This window comes from Providencia sp. UF-183 (assembly GCF_058246155.1).
Window position 1 is genome coordinate 123,651 of sequence record NZ_JBSICD010000011.1, and the last position, 15,147, is coordinate 138,797.

General features: G+C 42.5%; 13 protein-coding genes, 1 tRNA gene and 1 pseudogene. 13 read left to right on the plus strand and 2 right to left on the minus strand.

All coding sequences use genetic code 11. The annotated features are described in order from the left end of the window. Window positions 1–2 precede the first annotated feature (2 nt). From AC4IFT_RS12320 to AC4IFT_RS12355, 8 genes and pseudogenes are all read left to right on the plus strand, one after another. Window positions 3–320: a hypothetical protein gene (locus AC4IFT_RS12320; protein ID WP_272674936.1), complete on the plus strand. Its 318-nt coding sequence runs from the start codon at window positions 3–5 to the stop codon at window positions 318–320. An 8-nt stretch (window positions 321–328) separates the two neighbouring features. Then, complete coding sequence (locus AC4IFT_RS12325; RefSeq protein WP_115167870.1) at window positions 329–634, plus strand: hypothetical protein; 306 nt, start codon at window positions 329–331, stop codon at window positions 632–634. A gap of 95 nt (window positions 635–729) precedes the next feature. Continuing rightward, window positions 730–912 (plus strand): annotated as a pseudogene (locus AC4IFT_RS12330) (hypothetical protein); the annotation flags it as partial. A 372-nt stretch (window positions 913–1,284) separates the two neighbouring features. Beyond that, a complete protein-coding gene (locus tag AC4IFT_RS12335) occupies window positions 1,285–1,635 on the plus strand; it encodes a tail fiber assembly protein (protein ID WP_490751467.1) in 351 nt (116 codons plus the stop codon). Further along, a complete protein-coding gene (locus AC4IFT_RS12340) occupies window positions 1,632–2,378 on the plus strand; it encodes a hypothetical protein (RefSeq protein WP_490751468.1) in 747 nt (248 codons plus the stop codon). Before AC4IFT_RS12335 ends, AC4IFT_RS12340 begins: the two co-directional genes overlap by 4 nt. Next, complete coding sequence (locus AC4IFT_RS12345; RefSeq protein ID WP_272576915.1) at window positions 2,344–2,883, plus strand: baseplate complex protein; 540 nt, start codon at window positions 2,344–2,346, stop codon at window positions 2,881–2,883. The genes AC4IFT_RS12340 and AC4IFT_RS12345 overlap by 35 nt, the downstream gene beginning before the upstream one ends. A gap of 5 nt (window positions 2,884–2,888) precedes the next feature. Further along, window positions 2,889–4,562, plus strand: coding sequence for a hypothetical protein (locus AC4IFT_RS12350; RefSeq protein WP_490751469.1), 1,674 nt, complete (start codon window positions 2,889–2,891; stop codon window positions 4,560–4,562). A 975-nt stretch (window positions 4,563–5,537) separates the two neighbouring features. Beyond that, window positions 5,538–6,221, plus strand: coding sequence for a hypothetical protein (locus tag AC4IFT_RS12355; protein ID WP_430265625.1), 684 nt, complete (start codon window positions 5,538–5,540; stop codon window positions 6,219–6,221). On the opposite strand, the gene AC4IFT_RS12360 is transcribed toward AC4IFT_RS12355, so the two are convergent. Together AC4IFT_RS12360 and AC4IFT_RS12365 are read right to left on the minus strand one after the other, a co-directional pair. Next, a complete protein-coding gene (locus tag AC4IFT_RS12360; RefSeq protein WP_490751470.1) occupies window positions 6,218–6,424 on the minus strand; it encodes a hypothetical protein in 207 nt (68 codons plus the stop codon). The two genes, AC4IFT_RS12355 and AC4IFT_RS12360, sit on opposite strands and share 4 nt — an antisense overlap. A gap of 127 nt (window positions 6,425–6,551) precedes the next feature. Then, a tRNA-Ile gene (locus AC4IFT_RS12365) sits at window positions 6,552–6,628 on the minus strand. A 361-nt stretch (window positions 6,629–6,989) separates the two neighbouring features. Here AC4IFT_RS12365 and AC4IFT_RS12370 point away from each other — a divergent pair. The 5 genes from AC4IFT_RS12370 to AC4IFT_RS12390 all read left to right on the plus strand — a co-directional run. Further along, window positions 6,990–8,060 carry an NAD(P)H-dependent amine dehydrogenase family protein gene (locus tag AC4IFT_RS12370; protein ID WP_490751471.1) on the plus strand — a complete coding sequence of 357 codons (1,071 nt, stop codon included), beginning with the start codon at window positions 6,990–6,992 and terminating at the stop codon, window positions 8,058–8,060. A gap of 622 nt (window positions 8,061–8,682) precedes the next feature. After that, on the plus strand, window positions 8,683–11,076 hold the full coding sequence (locus tag AC4IFT_RS12375; protein ID WP_490751472.1) for a type VI secretion system Vgr family protein: 2,394 nt from the start codon (window positions 8,683–8,685) through the stop codon (window positions 11,074–11,076). A 2-nt stretch (window positions 11,077–11,078) separates the two neighbouring features. Further along, the gene (locus tag AC4IFT_RS12380) at window positions 11,079–11,921 is read left to right on the plus strand and encodes a DUF4123 domain-containing protein (RefSeq protein ID WP_490751473.1); all 843 of its coding nucleotides are present in this window, start codon (window positions 11,079–11,081) and stop codon (window positions 11,919–11,921) included. A gap of 12 nt (window positions 11,922–11,933) precedes the next feature. Beyond that, a complete protein-coding gene (locus tag AC4IFT_RS12385; protein ID WP_490751474.1) occupies window positions 11,934–14,507 on the plus strand; it encodes a T6SS effector BTH_I2691 family protein in 2,574 nt (857 codons plus the stop codon). A gap of 20 nt (window positions 14,508–14,527) precedes the next feature. Continuing rightward, a partial coding sequence (locus AC4IFT_RS12390; protein WP_490751475.1) for a DUF6708 domain-containing protein occupies window positions 14,528–15,147 on the plus strand: 620 nt, incomplete at its 3' end.

Here is a 15,147-nt window from a genome sequence, read left to right on the forward strand (position 1 = left end):
ACATGGCAATTAAACGCACGATCACACTGAATTTTAAAACCTCTGACGGTAAAACCTTACCCGCCTCTTTTGATGTGAGCGACGGTGAATCCGCCTTTGAGGTCTGGAAAAAACTCCCAGGGAATGCAGCCAAAACAGAGGCGCAATTTTTCGCAGAACAAAAAGGCGCGCAAGGGGCAAAAGGTGATAAAGGTGACAAAGGCGACCGAGGGGCTCAAGGTGAAAAAGGCGCAACGGGAGGTCAAGGCGCAGCAGGAGCCGCAGGCGCACAAGGTGCCAGTATCGTCAGCGTCTCAGTCCAAGTTAAAGAGAATCCGTGAGGTGATGCATGGCGAAAGGTCGCACGGTCACACTGACGTTTAAAAATAGTGCTGGCACTAACTTGCCACCTGTTTCTTTCGTGGTGAATGACGGTGAAAAAGGCGATAACGCCCATATTCAAGTCACGTCCATTATTCCAACGGTCAAGGGTGGCGAGGTTTCTTTTAACATCGGCAACGTGGTGGTGTTATCGGTACAAATTAATGGCATCACCCAGCCCCAAGGTTATGCGTACACCGTGGAGGGAGCCACATTGTATTTGGCCGAGGCTTTGAAAAATGGCGATTTTATTTCTATTGAGGTAACAAAATGAGTAAACCAACAGGGAAGTTGATCCGATTAACCGCAGGGAATGTCGGTGCGGTGCCCATCGGACGAAAAGTAAATAACAAACCGCTTAGCGCGGATATTTCGTTAAGTGCGGGTGATGTGGGGGCGTATGGTAAAACCGAATCTGATAATAAATATCAGCCCAAAGGTAATTATGCGCCAACAGGCAACTATGCCGTTAAGGGCGATAGCTACACAAAAACCGAAAGCGACGGGCGTTATCAGCCAAAAGGAAGCTATCAACCGACAGGGAATTATGCGCTTAAAGGTGATAGCTATACGAAAGCAGAGAGCTATAACAGAACCGACATTGATAAAAAAATTGGCGCGGGTAGTGGCTTAGGTGTAGCTCAGACATGGAATGATTATAAATCACAACGAGCCGTCAATACGGTTTACACAAACTCGACAGGTAAGCCTATCATGTTAAGCATCAATTTTGATGGCTCAAGCCAACATCGACGCTATGAGTTATATATCAATAACTTAAAAGTATACAACTATCTCCATGCAGCAACCACAACCTTACCCGTTGTCAGTTCCGTGATCCCTAATGGAGCCACTTATAAACTGGTGGTAACAGGTGGTACACCTATCACATCTTGGTTTGAACTACGGTAAAAAGGAAAACAAATGAAATTCTATAAAGATATTTATAATGTTGTCTATGCATATGAATCCGATGGTTCCCAAGATGAATTTATCAGCGATGAACTTATTGCTATCTCAGACAAAGAAGCGGCTAACTTAGCCAAAATCACTTTAAGCAAAGAGCAGCATATTGAGGGCGCTAAATATCAAAAACAAGCTTTACTAATTGAAGCAACAAACCAGTCAACACCATTACAAGACGCCATTGATTTAGGTATTGCCACCGATAAAGAGCTCAAACAGTTAAATGCATGGAAACAGTATCGTGTTGATTTAAACCGTATCGACACGGCAACCGCCCCCGATATTGCGTGGCCAGAGAAACCCCAATGACCAATCAACGTTATCAGTGGCGAAAACAACACATGAAAATGGCGGCAGGTTTGCCGCCGATCACTTGTTCGATTTTGCCTGTGCATCCGTTTATTTATGGTGTTGGTCAAACAAATAGCTCAGGTAGCTATCTCAGCCCCGCCAATGCGATTAACCATTTAGCGGACAAACTCACAGGGGCTGGCCATGTTTCGGTATTGGTACTGATGGTGACAGGGAAGTCATTTGCCGAATTTATGCAGCAATTATCGGCTTTTTCGACCGTGTTTCCACTGCCTGTTTTTGCCCAAGTCGAGCGAATGGCCAGAACCGCACATACGTTGGCCACCACAAAAATGCAATTGCCAGGGAAAATGGCAGGCGGTTTACCTTTGCCTCAATCCTTATCTACCGCAACCAGCCGCATGGCGTCTAACGCACAATTAATTGAAGCGGCCAAAGCAGCCGCAAGCCAGCCTAGCGGATTAGATAGCATGAAATCGGCACTGTCGGATTTCAGTAAACAAAAAGACAATGCTTTAAAACTGATGAGTGATGCCTTAAATGGACTTTTAAGCCAATCAGCCACCGTTTGGGCATTTGCAGGGACGGATGATGCCAGCGTTTTAGCCGACAAAATGCGAAAAAACATTCCTGAACCCGACGCAATATTTACCCTCGCCACCTTATTTGTCGGCAATGAAATTCACGCTTTAACAAGGATGTTAAATGACACAGACCATCACCCTTGCCCTGAACGGTGAAGCCATCCCACTGAAAAACTTGGCTGTAACGCCCAGTATGATGTTTCAGGACAAAGACCAATCGGGGCAATCTTCCAGTACTGCCGTGGCAGAGCAAGGTATCAAACCGAAAGAGCTGCGTATCACAGGCATTTTACCTTTTACGGAACACAAGGCGTTTTCGCGCCTGTTTGCGTTAGCGGAAGCCAAAGAAAACGGCAATTTAAAGCGCTATCGCGTGGCGAACTTGACGGCTCAAGCCATTAATTTTCGCATTGGCACATTCACCAATTCCATTGATGCCAGCAAAATTGAAGGGAAACAGGCGTGGCAAATCACCTTTACTTTGCGTGAGCATTTATCCGTTTCAGAAAAACGCGAAGCCCGCGCTAACAGTAAAGTGGCCAGCAAAACACAAGGCGGCACGGCAACAAAAGGCGCGCAATCAGGGGCACCCGAAGAAACCGAGCAATTAACCTGGTTTGAAGAAAAAGTGTTAAAACCCATCAACGATTCGTTGGAGTAAAGGGAATGAAACCCATCAATCGACTATATTTATCCAGTGATGAAATTCAGGTCACCGATATCAATATTATGTTAGAGCTTTCAGCCGCAGGGCGTGGCTTTGTCACCGTGAAAACCGATGAGGACTACACGGGGAAATTAGTGCGCCTTGATGTCGGTTATCCCGAATTATTATTGCGTTATTTCACAGGTTACGTTGAGCGTTCGCAGCCCTCATCCAATGGATTCCAACGGTTATTTATTCGTGAGCTGGTTGGTGTGTTTGAACGTGAATGGCCATGTTCCTTTCAGCATCCCACTTTGCGCACTATTGCCGAACACCTGCAAAAAGAAAGCGGCTTAACCTTTCAATTACCTGACGCGTCTTATGTGAATGAGCCTATTCCTCACTTTACTCACAGTGGTACAGGTTACCAATTACTGGCCAACTTAGGGCATGTGTTCAATATTGATGATTATGTGTGGCAACAGCTCCCCAATGGCCATGTGTATGTGGGCAGTTGGCCACATTCGCTATTTGCCAATAAACCCGTTGAAATCCCCAATGAATTTGCCACCTCACAGGCAGGTGGGAACAGTATGACCATTCCGATGGTGCAATCATTAAGAGCAGGTGTGAACGCAAATGGTAAACGCCTGCACAAAGTGAACCTTATAAATGAAGATATGGCGCTCACGTGGGCAATCACCACTAAAATCACAGGGAAACCCGCCAACAAGAGCCCCATTCAAAACCAAATCGACAACGCTTACCCTGAACTGGCCGCAGGTTTACACCTACCAAAAACCGCCCGTATCGAAGCCCATAGTGAACCCGTTCGTGCCGGTGATATTTCTGATCCGTACCGTCCACGTTATGCGGTGGATGTCCAATTATTGGATGCCGACGGTAACCCATCCAGCGCCCCAATTTACCGTGCAGTACCATTGCCCCTACCGATGGCAGGGGGCGAAAGCGGCTTATTTCAATATCCCCCTGTCGGTACCGTCGTGGAAATTGCCTTTGAAGGTGGCCGACCTGATAAGCCATTTATTCGCCAAACGCTTAGCCAGGGAAACACACTGCCCGATATCCAACCAGGCGAGCAATTGCAGCAGCAACGGCAAGAAGTTTCCCAGCGCATCACACAAGATGGCAGCTGGCAACGGCAAACTGACCAAACCATCAGTGAATCATCCATGCATCGGCAAGTCACCGCAGACACTGAACAGCGCACCTTAGTCACACGAGACACCACTATTCAAGCCACCGACAAAACGATGGTACTGGGCACCGCAACATTGCTGGCTGGTGCTATCCAACAGATAGTCGATGGCGATTACAGCATTGCATCAAAAGGTAACTTGGTGGCCAGCATCGGCAAGAAAGCCGAGATTGATATTGCCGAAGATGCCACCCTCACCGTTGGCCAAAAGCTGATTGAAAAGGTAGGCGCACTCAAGCAAAGTATCGCAGGTACCAAACAAGAAATCATTGCACCGGTTGTTTGGGTTGGTAGTCAAGAAATTAACGTGGCGCAGCTGATGATTGATACACTGGATATCGTGAAAGAGTTGGCCGAACTCACCGCCAGTCACAGCCACCACAACACAGGAACGCCATTGAATGCCGATGCCATCAAAGGTACGGCAAGTAAATCAGATGGCTTGAAAGCAAAGTATCAGCCAGTTATTGGTTGAGATATCTAACTGAAAATATTAAACTTGCCTTGTTAGCTTAGAAATATCGGACTTTAATGCAAGCAATTGTATAAACAAAAAACTCAACCTTATCAGTTGAGTTTTTTGTTTTATAAGTAAAAATCATTATCATTCGTTGAATAAATGGAAAATGATCATATAATCAGCGACGTTAGTTATATTGGACTGTAAATCTAGACATGTTGATGTTTTACATCAGCATTTAGAAATGGATTTTCGCCTTTTCGTACAATACGGAAAGATAAGCCCTGAATGAATAGCATGTGATGGTGATTCATAGCCTTAGATGGGAAGTCCGATATTTCTAAGCTAACAACTGAGAAGCCTAACTGGACAGGCAAATATAGGCTAAGGTTAGGGCTATCGGCCTTCCTTGTGACCAAGGAAGGACACGTATGAAAGAGATGTTAGACATCACGATCATGGTTTTAGCAGTGATATTGCCTGTGCTAAAACTAATCCGTTATTTCTTATAATCGGATCGTAACTAAGGCTACCGACTTATCATCGGTAGCCTTTAACATTTGTAGCCCATCATGGGCGAGCCTATACACCACCGACAGCCTACCAACAACCAAACCACATCAAGCAGTCTTTTATTTGGATCACATCAACAGCATGGCTCAGATGCAGCGCTACCCCACGAAATAAAGTCTTCTACCACGTAAAATGCACTACACCGCACCCGCCTGCACAATTTGGATCTAAACTTTATTTCAGTTTTGAAATTCTACAAAACATATCGCCAAGCCGCGCCAGCACTAGGGAGTCACCGAAAATTTCAAACTGAAATGTGTGAAAAGAATTTCAAGAGATTTCAGTTATTGGATCACGGAGTGGATCGTATTAAAAACACAACACAATGAAAAACAAAAGAAATTTATTTTTTCCGTGAGTTTTTTTTCAAATGAATTAACATTAAATTCTAGTTTTTATTATGTAAGGATATAAATAATGATGGAAACCAAGTTTGATCTGTGGTTGAAAAGAGCAGGTTACATTACGCAGATATGTATACTTTTTATTATGATTTTTACTATTTTCCACTCTGTTATTCCATTATATCAAAATGCATCATTACAAGAGTCAATAGCTAGAAAAGAAATCGAATTAAGCAAGCTAAGCAAAAAAGTTAAGCAGTATGAACAAATGCGAAGAGATTTAACTATTGGTTCATTTTTTGCGAGATTGGGATTCGATTGTACTTTTATATCTGATGATCCTAACGCTAGAAAAAAAAGCAAAGCTGTATTGATGGAACCTGATCTGCTCAATAGAGATATAGAGGGATGTATAAAAAACTCCAATAAATATGAAGAGTTACTAGATTCACTTAACTCTAATGAACAGAAAATTTTTAGGAAACATATTCAAAAGCTAATTGATTCTGTAGCAGAAAAAAGGAAGTTAAGCCTCCTAACCTACTATGAACAGAAAAAATTGGTTGATAATAATAACGTCGATTTTCCACCTGAAGATGAAATAATTCTTACACTTAGGGAAATCGGAATGAGTGACAAAGATATTCTGCTAATGCAGAAAGAAAGGTATTTGCGTAATATTGAATACAAATTAGAGGATGAAATACGAACTACTATTTTAAATGGTAAAAAAATTGATTGGGGAGATGAAACTTAAATTTGCATGAGATTTGCTATCTCAAGCTTAGTAGCTGTTTCATACAACACGTTTACAATGCTCGGTGTATTTTTTGAAAGGTGTATTACATTGTCAGCATCCACGCCAGCTTTTTTACATTCTAGCAAAAATTCATCTTTGAGGTCAGCAGGTACAGACATGCGAATCGAACTGTATTTAGGGGTTACTTTGGAATTACTCATATGCATAAGTCCTTAGAATCAATAGCAGCGGTGAATCTCTGTCGCCATTTTGTCGCCATTGGCTTTTAAATACAAAAAAGCCACTTCGTTAAAAGTGGCTTAATGTGCTGATTTAACAGCTAAAATTTGGTGGCCCCTACTGGACTTGAACCAGTGACCAATCGATTATGAGTCGACTGCTCTAACCAACTGAGCTAAGGGGCCGAAGTGGGATGGATTATACGTGCAGTTTTATCGTAGGTCTAGTGTTTCAAAACCATATGGTGAAATTGTGTGCAAAACCGTTATCGTACTTATATTTCAATGCAATAGCATTCCCCAAATCTATTAACCACACCATGATATTCCCTTTTTGTGAGTAACTGCCAATTTTTATAACACTGGCCTTTATATACTTTCGTCATATTTTTCCCTGTTTTATTTCAAATTTACCCTGTAAATGGTCACATAACGGCAATCAATTTTATTAAACATCCTTTATTCAAATAATTGATATAGAACAATAATTTTATAGCTTAGATCTTCCAATATGACTCATAGATAATTCGCATAGAGGACAAAAACGATGAAAAAAGTACGTGCAGTTCAATATGGTTGCGGAAAAATGGGCAAATTTTTAATCCGTTACTTACAAGAGCATGGCGCTGAAGTTGTGGCGGCTTTTGATATCAACGATGCGGTCATTGGTAAAGATATCGGCGAAATCGCGGGTACTAAACCGACAGGCGTAAAAGTACAGCCTCTACATGAAGCGGATGCAACCCTCGAAACCTTAAAACCCGATGTCGGGATTATTGCGACACTCAGCACCATGGCTGACTTAGAAGACGCATTCTCATTGTTCGCTCGCCATGGCGTTAATGCAATTTCGACCGGTGAAGAAGCCCTTTATCCTTGGAATTCATCACCTGAAATTACCCAAAAGCTTGATGCTTTAGCGAAAGCCAATAACTGTACCTTAGCAGGAAGCGGCTACCCCGATATGTATTGGGGTGTGCTCGTCGATACCTTAGCAGGGTCAATGCACAAACTGGTAAAAATCAAAGGCTCTAGCTGCTATAACGTGGAAGACTACGGGATTGCCTTGGCAATCGGCCACGGTGCAGGGCTTACCGTTGATGAATTTAACCAGCAAATTGGCAATTACAATGACTTACCTTATGACGTTATCTCCCAAAAAATTGAGAGTGGCGAATATGCACCGCCTTATATGTGGACACAAAATGGCTGGTTATGTAGCCGCCTAGGTTTAACCATTACCAGCCAAACACAGCGCTGTGTTCCACAAATCGCGCAAGCCGATATTTATTCTGACACACTGAAAATGACGGTGAAAAAAGGCGATGTACTTGGGTTATCCGCGGTTGTCATCACCGAAACCGCTGAAGGTGTGACCCTCGAAACCGAATGTATTGGGAAAATTTTAACTGCTGATGAATGTGATAAAAATAGCTGGCAGTTAATCGGTGAGCCTAATACCGCTATTGAGGTGAATAACCCAGCAACGGTTGAGCTAACCTGTGCAAACTTAGTTAACCGCATTCCAGCGCTAATTAATAGCCCGGCAGGCTATACCACCACGGAAAAAATGCCAAATAATGTCTATATGACTAAACCGATGCACGAGTACTTATAAACAGAGAGAAACATACCTTAAGGTGTAATGCCGTTTAGTTAAATATTCAATAGTGCCGCAATGCATACCATTGCGGCCTTTTTATTTACAACACAAGTTGTGACTCTGTGCTAATTCAGCAGATAATGTTTCCCGCCAGAACAAAAATGCGACTGATTTCTTTTGGGGTTCCCCCAGTAAAATACAAAATTGTCCGCTAAGCAGCAAAACGGGTTTCTAGCCTGATTGCATTACGCCTGTATTACAGTCATTTTCACAACATCATCTCGAATAGGCTGACAACGACTCACAGTATAGAATATAAGTAATTTTATTTATCTATTAATCTAAAAAAACGCACTGAAATGTTATGTTACACTTTATATTCCTTATCCAAAAACAGCCATTAACACTTCAAAATAACCACTCAACACACTGATAAACAAAACAATATTATCACAAAAAACCCACCTAAAATAAATCACCACATATTATTCGCATATCATGACTGATTAAATAAACTGATCTATATTCTCCCCAATCGACATACGTAGAAGACGCAAAAAACAAATGCTAATGCACCTAAGCGAGTGGTGATGGGCGGTAGCGTACTTAACGACAACTGAATAAATGGAGCCAAAACATGCTAGCCCCCGAAATCGCCGAAGCCCTGTTACCCGGGCAAAACCGCTACCAGCTTGACGTGCAAGGCTACCAAGGCTTGTTGGATGTGGAGCACTTCACCGGGGATGAAGCCGTTAGCGACACCTATCGCTACGAAATCACCTTTACCAGTACCGATAAAGACCTGCAACCCGAGCAACTGCTGCGCCGCTATACTACGCTGACCTTTAATGCCCCCGCCACTACGATGTTAGGTGTGCCAACGCGCACCGTCACCAAGCGGGTGCACGGCACCGTGACGGATTTCCAGCGCTTATCGGGCTCTGCGGACGAAGCACGCTACCAACTGGTTATCGAGCCATTTTTTGCCCTGCTGCGCCACCAATTTCGCACCCACCGCTTTTTTATCAACCAATCAATACCCCAAGTGGTAGAGCAAGTCCTGCGTGACCACAACTTTAAAGGCTGGCAGTTTGAATTTACCCTGAAACAAAAATACCCCAAGCGCCTGCAAATCAACCAAATCAACGAAAATGACAAGCAGTTTATTGAGCGTTTGCTCAGCGAAGTGGGGATTTTTTATCACTTTACCCTGCAACCTGATACCCAAACCGAGGTAATTAACTTTACCGACAGCCAGCGCGGTTATATTTATGGCAAATCCCTGCCATTAAACAGCCCATCGGGGCTCAGTGATAACCACGCCGACAGCGTTTGGGGCTTAGCATTGCGCCACCAAGTGGTTGAAAACAGTGTTTTTACCAAAGATTACAACCCGCTGATTGCCGATGACCCACTGGTTTCCAGAGTGGTGGATAGAAGCCACGGGGAAAATGAGACGCCGAGATACGGTGACGTCTACCACTACAAAGCGCGCCACCTCACTCGCGGGGACAAATATCAGCCCGAGCCTGAAACCGCGAACTTTTGGGCACACTTAGACCTCGAGCGCTTTCTGGCATGCCAAACCTTATTGAACGGGAAAACCACCGCCCCCGATGTGGTGCCTTTGATGGTGCTGGAAATCACTGATAATTCGCCGATTTCCACCCTGCCGACGGTATTTCAATCCCCCGTGTTATTAACCCGCTTGCACTTTGCTGCCAGCCGCGCCAACGCACTTATCGTGAAATTTGATGCCGTGCCGTACACCGAAGCCATCTGCTGGCGCCCTGAGCTGAAGCCCCGCCCAGTGATTTCAGGCACCTTAACCGCCCGTGTCACCAGCCCGATTGAGAGCGACATCTACGCCCGCCAAAACGAAAACGGCCATTATTGGGTTAAGTTTGATGCCGACCGTGACGACAAGCCCGCGGGGTTTGAGAGCATGCCCGTGCGCCTTGCCAAGCCTTACGCGGGCAGAACTTACGGGATGCACTTTCCGTTAATTCAAGGCACCGAAGTGGCGATTGCCTTCCACGAGGGTGACCCCGACAGGCCGTATATCGCCCACGCCCTGCACGATTCCGTCCACCCCGACCACATCACGGAACTCAACCGCACGCGTAACGTGATTCGCACCCCCGCCAATAACAAACTGCGCATGGAGGACCGCCGCGGAGAAGAGCATATTAAAGTCAGCACCGAATACGGCGGTAAGACCCAGCTCAATTTGGGGCATTTGGTGGATAGCGAAGGGAAAAAACGCGGCGATGGCTTTGAGCTGCGCACCGACAGCTGGGGCGCAATTCGGGCGGGTAAAGGGCTGTTTATCTCCACCGATAAGCAAGAGAAAGCCGGCGGTGATGTGCTGGCGATGGAACCAACAATTAAACAGCTAAGTAGTGCGCTTGAGTTAGCTCAAACAATAATGGACTTAGCTAAAAACGCTCAAGTCGCCACATCTGACCATCATATTCACTCAAACCAAATCGATAATAACTTTAATCAATTATCACAATCTGCATTAGTGGTTTCTTCCCCTGACGGTATTGCACTTAGCACTACAGGCTATATGCAGCAAAGTTCAGATAAAGACTATGTGCTGACCTCTTCAGAGAATGCCTCTATTTGCGCATTTAGAAGGATCACAATGGCGGCCAAAAAAGGCATTGCAATTTTTGCTCATGAATTAGGCGCCAAAATGGTTGCTGCTTTTGGAAAGGTGGAAATTGAAGCCCAAGATGATGAAATCGCATTAACGGCTCAAAAAGCCATCAATATCACCAGTAATGAAGACGAAATAACCCTTACCGCCAATAAAAAGATCACGATCCAATGTCATGGCTCATCGATTATTTTGGAAAACGGCAAAATAACATTTGTGACTTCTGGGGACATTGATTTCAAGTCGGCGAATATAAATATGTTATCGCCTGAAAGTATCACCGTTCCTTTCAAAGGGTTTACGCTTTGTGAAGCCAAAACACTCAGCGATACATTTAATAACGAAGCTATTGTTAAAATGGATTAAATATGGACGTTACAAAACACTTTCAGGATGCGTACCCAATTCACCTTCATTCCCATGTGATTATTGATAGCGTTGTTTATCCCAACTTACCAATAACATGGAATACCAGCCCGATTGTTACTGAAATTACAGCACCACAGGCTCACCTGTATCCTTTCCTTGTCGATTTATGTCATTTAGATTCTGAACAAATACCGATACTCGAAAAAATGATACTCGATGCAAAAAAAAGTGGCGGCATAACGTTAATTAAAAGCCATTATGACCATGATACGCTCGTCTATCTCCTTGCTAATGCGTTAATCTACACGCCAAAGACAGGTGAACATTATTTACTACGTTATTATGACCATCATGTTATGCTGCAATTAGTCAGAATAACCCCACCCTATCAATTTATTAATAAAATAAAATCTCTGGGTATCGAATATTTCACACTCCATAGCCAATTTGGTGATATAACCTATAAACCTAACCTAGTTGAAATAACCCCGAGTGATAATAAATCCGAATTTTTCACTCGCCTTGTAAATATCGGATTAATAAATAAAGCGATTAAAAAAATAAATAACGATATCGATCTCGCGACTTATTTTAAAACCTGCCAAACACTTGAAGAAAAAATCACAATTGCATGCCATACGTTTTCCCTAACGGATATTAACGATATCGTTTCTTTTATTACACAATGCATACTCATTCATGATTGTTATTATCAATCACCTCAAATAATCACAATATTAAAAGAAACGAGTCTATATCCCGGTTATTTCCATGACCGTCTTTCTTTAGTAAACACCGACGATTGGGATCACATTCTCACCTATTGTGAAAACTCATTATAATTAAGGAATATTATGTCTTGTAATTTTTGTGAAAGAAGGGGCGTCGCTATCCTCCCTGTTCGCTCTGCGATTAGCAAAAACCATTCGGGCGCCCCCGAGTTACCCCCTGAATTTTCGGCGAGTGTTCGTGCCCGTGGTGAGCTTAATTATACCGCTCGTCTTCTGCGAGAAGGTTATCTGCATGTATTCGATGAAAAAAGGTCGCTGTGGACGGATTATATGGTCACAGAGGATGGCTATTACTGGAAAATAACCGCGGAGGCGCCGTCAATTATCCCTAAATTAGGCCAAAAACCTTGTGCCTCAAACGCAGATGAGGTTGCAAGAGCCTCATTTATCGCGTTACCACTTGCTTTAAACCAAAATGATAATGGTCGTTTTTGGTTGGCATGGTCACAATACCCATGGACCAATGCTATTCGTGAAAAGCATCACCAAACAGAATTTCGTGAACAACACATGCAATGTTTTGATTTAAAATTGTGGTTGCTAGAGAAAAAAGCAGATCAAACCGTTCCATTGACTCAACTTCGTCAAATTGTCGCTGAATATTGTGACACAACAATCTCTGCCTCTTCCTTTGAATTTTACTCATCCCCTTGGTTAACAAAAACAAAATCAGAGGGTGATTTTTTAGTCAATACGGCGACAAACTTGGCCTGCTCGCCATTAAAACCCGAACCGTCTCGGGCGGCGATTATTCACCTTCAAGACCCGATAGCAGTTTCACAGGATTTATCGCAATTAATCCTACAATCACACGATGACTTTCTTGCAATCTGTCGAAAAAACCCCGAATTAAATGACTTCGATAGAAAGCTCACGGCCTTTTCAAACCTATCGTTAGCGGAATATAACGTCAAAGAAAATAGTAAACTTCAGCAGTTTTTAGCCGCTGAAGAGCTCGAAAATAAAGCTTATTTTGGGGATGGTGAAACGTTCATATGGCCAAGCATTGCAGAAAAGAATGCAAAAATAATCCGAGATTATACAAATGAAAATTATGAATCGTGGGCAGATAATGAATGGGAACGCTATTTAGCACATGCAAATGAAGGCAATCTTGATGAATTCAAAAACGCTTACAATGCACAACAAGATGAATATAAAAAAAATTACGAAGTTCCTCTATTTGATATGTACCTGGCAACACTAAAACATTCTCTTTTTATAAACTATTTTATTTATCATTTTGACCCGAATAACAAAGTAAGCGGGGAACATTATACAAATACATTAAGTTCTTGCTTAATTGGCAGCCAGCTGAGTGCTGAATGTGCAGATTATATCGAAACACAATTAAATGGCAGTTTCCTTGATACTAAAAATATCTTTATGCGTGCCTATATTTTTAATCAAAATGATGCCGCGCAGTTTTATGAAGAACATCTCCCACAATCTACCGATAATTTGCAACTCTATTCATTACCTTGGGGAAATTTACTGTCTTTCCACAGCCAATTCTTGCAAGGTTTCGCGGAAAAAACACACTTTAATGATAAAATTAACACGTTAAATTATGTGTTAGCGGGCCCCATCATCCGCGTGTTAAAAAAGGCCTCTCATTATAAAACATCAAGGTTTTCCGTCTTACTTGCCGTCAATGAAAACAGCCCATTAGTGAGTATGGCAGAAAAAGGGGCGCGAAAAAAAATATCTAAAATACTGACCGAAGCCATTGTTCGTGAAACCTTTAATGCTCAGGGCATGAAACCGGTAGAAAAAAGTAAAGCTAAGAATATCTTTCGTAACGCCATTGACAACCAAATCCATCAAAAAGGGATTGCCGATACCGTGCTCAAGGAAATGGGCATAAAAAATTCCCACGGGATTGATGTAACAGGAAATGGAGAACTGCGCAGTAATGTCTTGTTAACCGAAAATATGCACCCCGAATTTAAAGGGAAAACGCCTCAAGAAATCGTAACGATAGCTCAACGTGTTACGAATAATGTCTCAACCGCTGAACAAACTCATAATCTCTACCTAAAACAAAAGTTATCCGTCACCGCGAGTACAGGCGGTGTCGCATCGATTCTTTTTCAACTCGCAGGCATTGCCTGCATGATAGAGCAAGAAAGTGTTTGGTATGGCGGTATGAAAACGCGAGGTGGACAACGGCTCATCGCCAGTTGGATTGGTGTGACGGGCGCAATATTAGAGTTTTCATTAGCAACACTCAATTCAGCGTGGGCCAAAGGGGCATTAACAGATCTCTTCTGGTTTAGAATGTCATCAATAATTGCTAAGGGGGTCTCTATATTAGGGATTGCGATACTCGCTTATTTAGATTTATTAGATTATGGAAAGGAGATGCAAAAAGGCAATATTATATTAGCCAGCTTATATTTAACTTCATCTATATTAGGGTTTCTACTAATATTTTGCATTCTAAATTCCTTACCAGTTTTAGGGGTTATTGTATCACTCCTATTTATTACCCTTGCCTTTATTATCGAAAATTATAAACCGAATGATTTAATGTTATGGATTAATAAATGTATGTACTTTGGTAAAAATAATGAAGGCTTATTTGCATTAGCAAAAGATGAAGATGAGGCATTTGCCAAATTGTGGAAAAAATAAATTAGGGTATTACATTTATTATGAAAAAAATCAGAGAACTTAACATTCGCCTTCCAATTAATCGTTTTTTAGACAGTGAGGACTTGGCAAACCATTTACGTCAAGGGCAGCCTATTGAACGTATGACCCAACAAGATTTAATGAGTGATTTATCAGTCATCAAATTAAACTCCACTTTTTTAGAGGTGTCTGATGCTCACTATAAAGAGAGGGGGGTTATTACTTTTGCTGGTTTATTATGCTTTTTTTTGATGTCGTATGCTTTAATTAGCATATTACTTGCCCCCTTTGATTTTAATAGAGACTGGTATGCAGTTATACTCTGCTCTTTTGCATTATTATGTAATGTTTTTTTTCTAAAAATCGAATGTTTTATTTATACCCACTACCCTATTCGTTTTAATCGTAAAAAACAGCTTGTTCACCTTTTTCGCACTAATGGCACGGTGCAAACTATTCCATGGAAAAATATCTATTTTACCCTGCGCCAAGAAAAACCCGATGGCCTCAGCCCAAAAACGTGGTATCTGTTCGGCCATATTCTCGATGATGAAAAACTGCGAGTGGTTGACACATTCAGCGTCAGCATGTGCTCCCTCTATAAAGAGGAGGTGTTGCGTTTTTGGGAGTTTGTTCGCCG

What these genes read in the sequence shown, in the direction of transcription:
- AC4IFT_RS12325 (WP_115167870.1), top strand. Translation starts at nt 329, where the DNA reads ATGGCGAAAGGTCGCACGGTCACACTGACGTTTAAAAATAGTGCTGGC.
- AC4IFT_RS12375 (WP_490751472.1), top strand. Translation starts at nt 8,683, where the DNA reads ATGCTAGCCCCCGAAATCGCCGAAGCCCTGTTACCCGGGCAAAACCGC.
- AC4IFT_RS12340 (WP_490751468.1), top strand. Translation starts at nt 1,632, where the DNA reads ATGACCAATCAACGTTATCAGTGGCGAAAACAACACATGAAAATGGCG.
- AC4IFT_RS12345 (WP_272576915.1), top strand. Translation starts at nt 2,344, where the DNA reads ATGACACAGACCATCACCCTTGCCCTGAACGGTGAAGCCATCCCACTG.
- AC4IFT_RS12335 (WP_490751467.1), top strand. Translation starts at nt 1,285, where the DNA reads ATGAAATTCTATAAAGATATTTATAATGTTGTCTATGCATATGAATCC.
- AC4IFT_RS12360 (WP_490751470.1), bottom strand. Translation starts at nt 6,424, where the DNA reads ATGAGTAATTCCAAAGTAACCCCTAAATACAGTTCGATTCGCATGTCT.
- AC4IFT_RS12355 (WP_430265625.1), top strand. Translation starts at nt 5,538, where the DNA reads ATGATGGAAACCAAGTTTGATCTGTGGTTGAAAAGAGCAGGTTACATT.
- AC4IFT_RS12380 (WP_490751473.1), top strand. Translation starts at nt 11,079, where the DNA reads ATGGACGTTACAAAACACTTTCAGGATGCGTACCCAATTCACCTTCAT.
- AC4IFT_RS12385 (WP_490751474.1), top strand. Translation starts at nt 11,934, where the DNA reads ATGTCTTGTAATTTTTGTGAAAGAAGGGGCGTCGCTATCCTCCCTGTT.
- AC4IFT_RS12320 (WP_272674936.1), top strand. Translation starts at nt 3, where the DNA reads ATGGCAATTAAACGCACGATCACACTGAATTTTAAAACCTCTGACGGT.
- AC4IFT_RS12350 (WP_490751469.1), top strand. Translation starts at nt 2,889, where the DNA reads ATGAAACCCATCAATCGACTATATTTATCCAGTGATGAAATTCAGGTC.
- AC4IFT_RS12370 (WP_490751471.1), top strand. Translation starts at nt 6,990, where the DNA reads ATGAAAAAAGTACGTGCAGTTCAATATGGTTGCGGAAAAATGGGCAAA.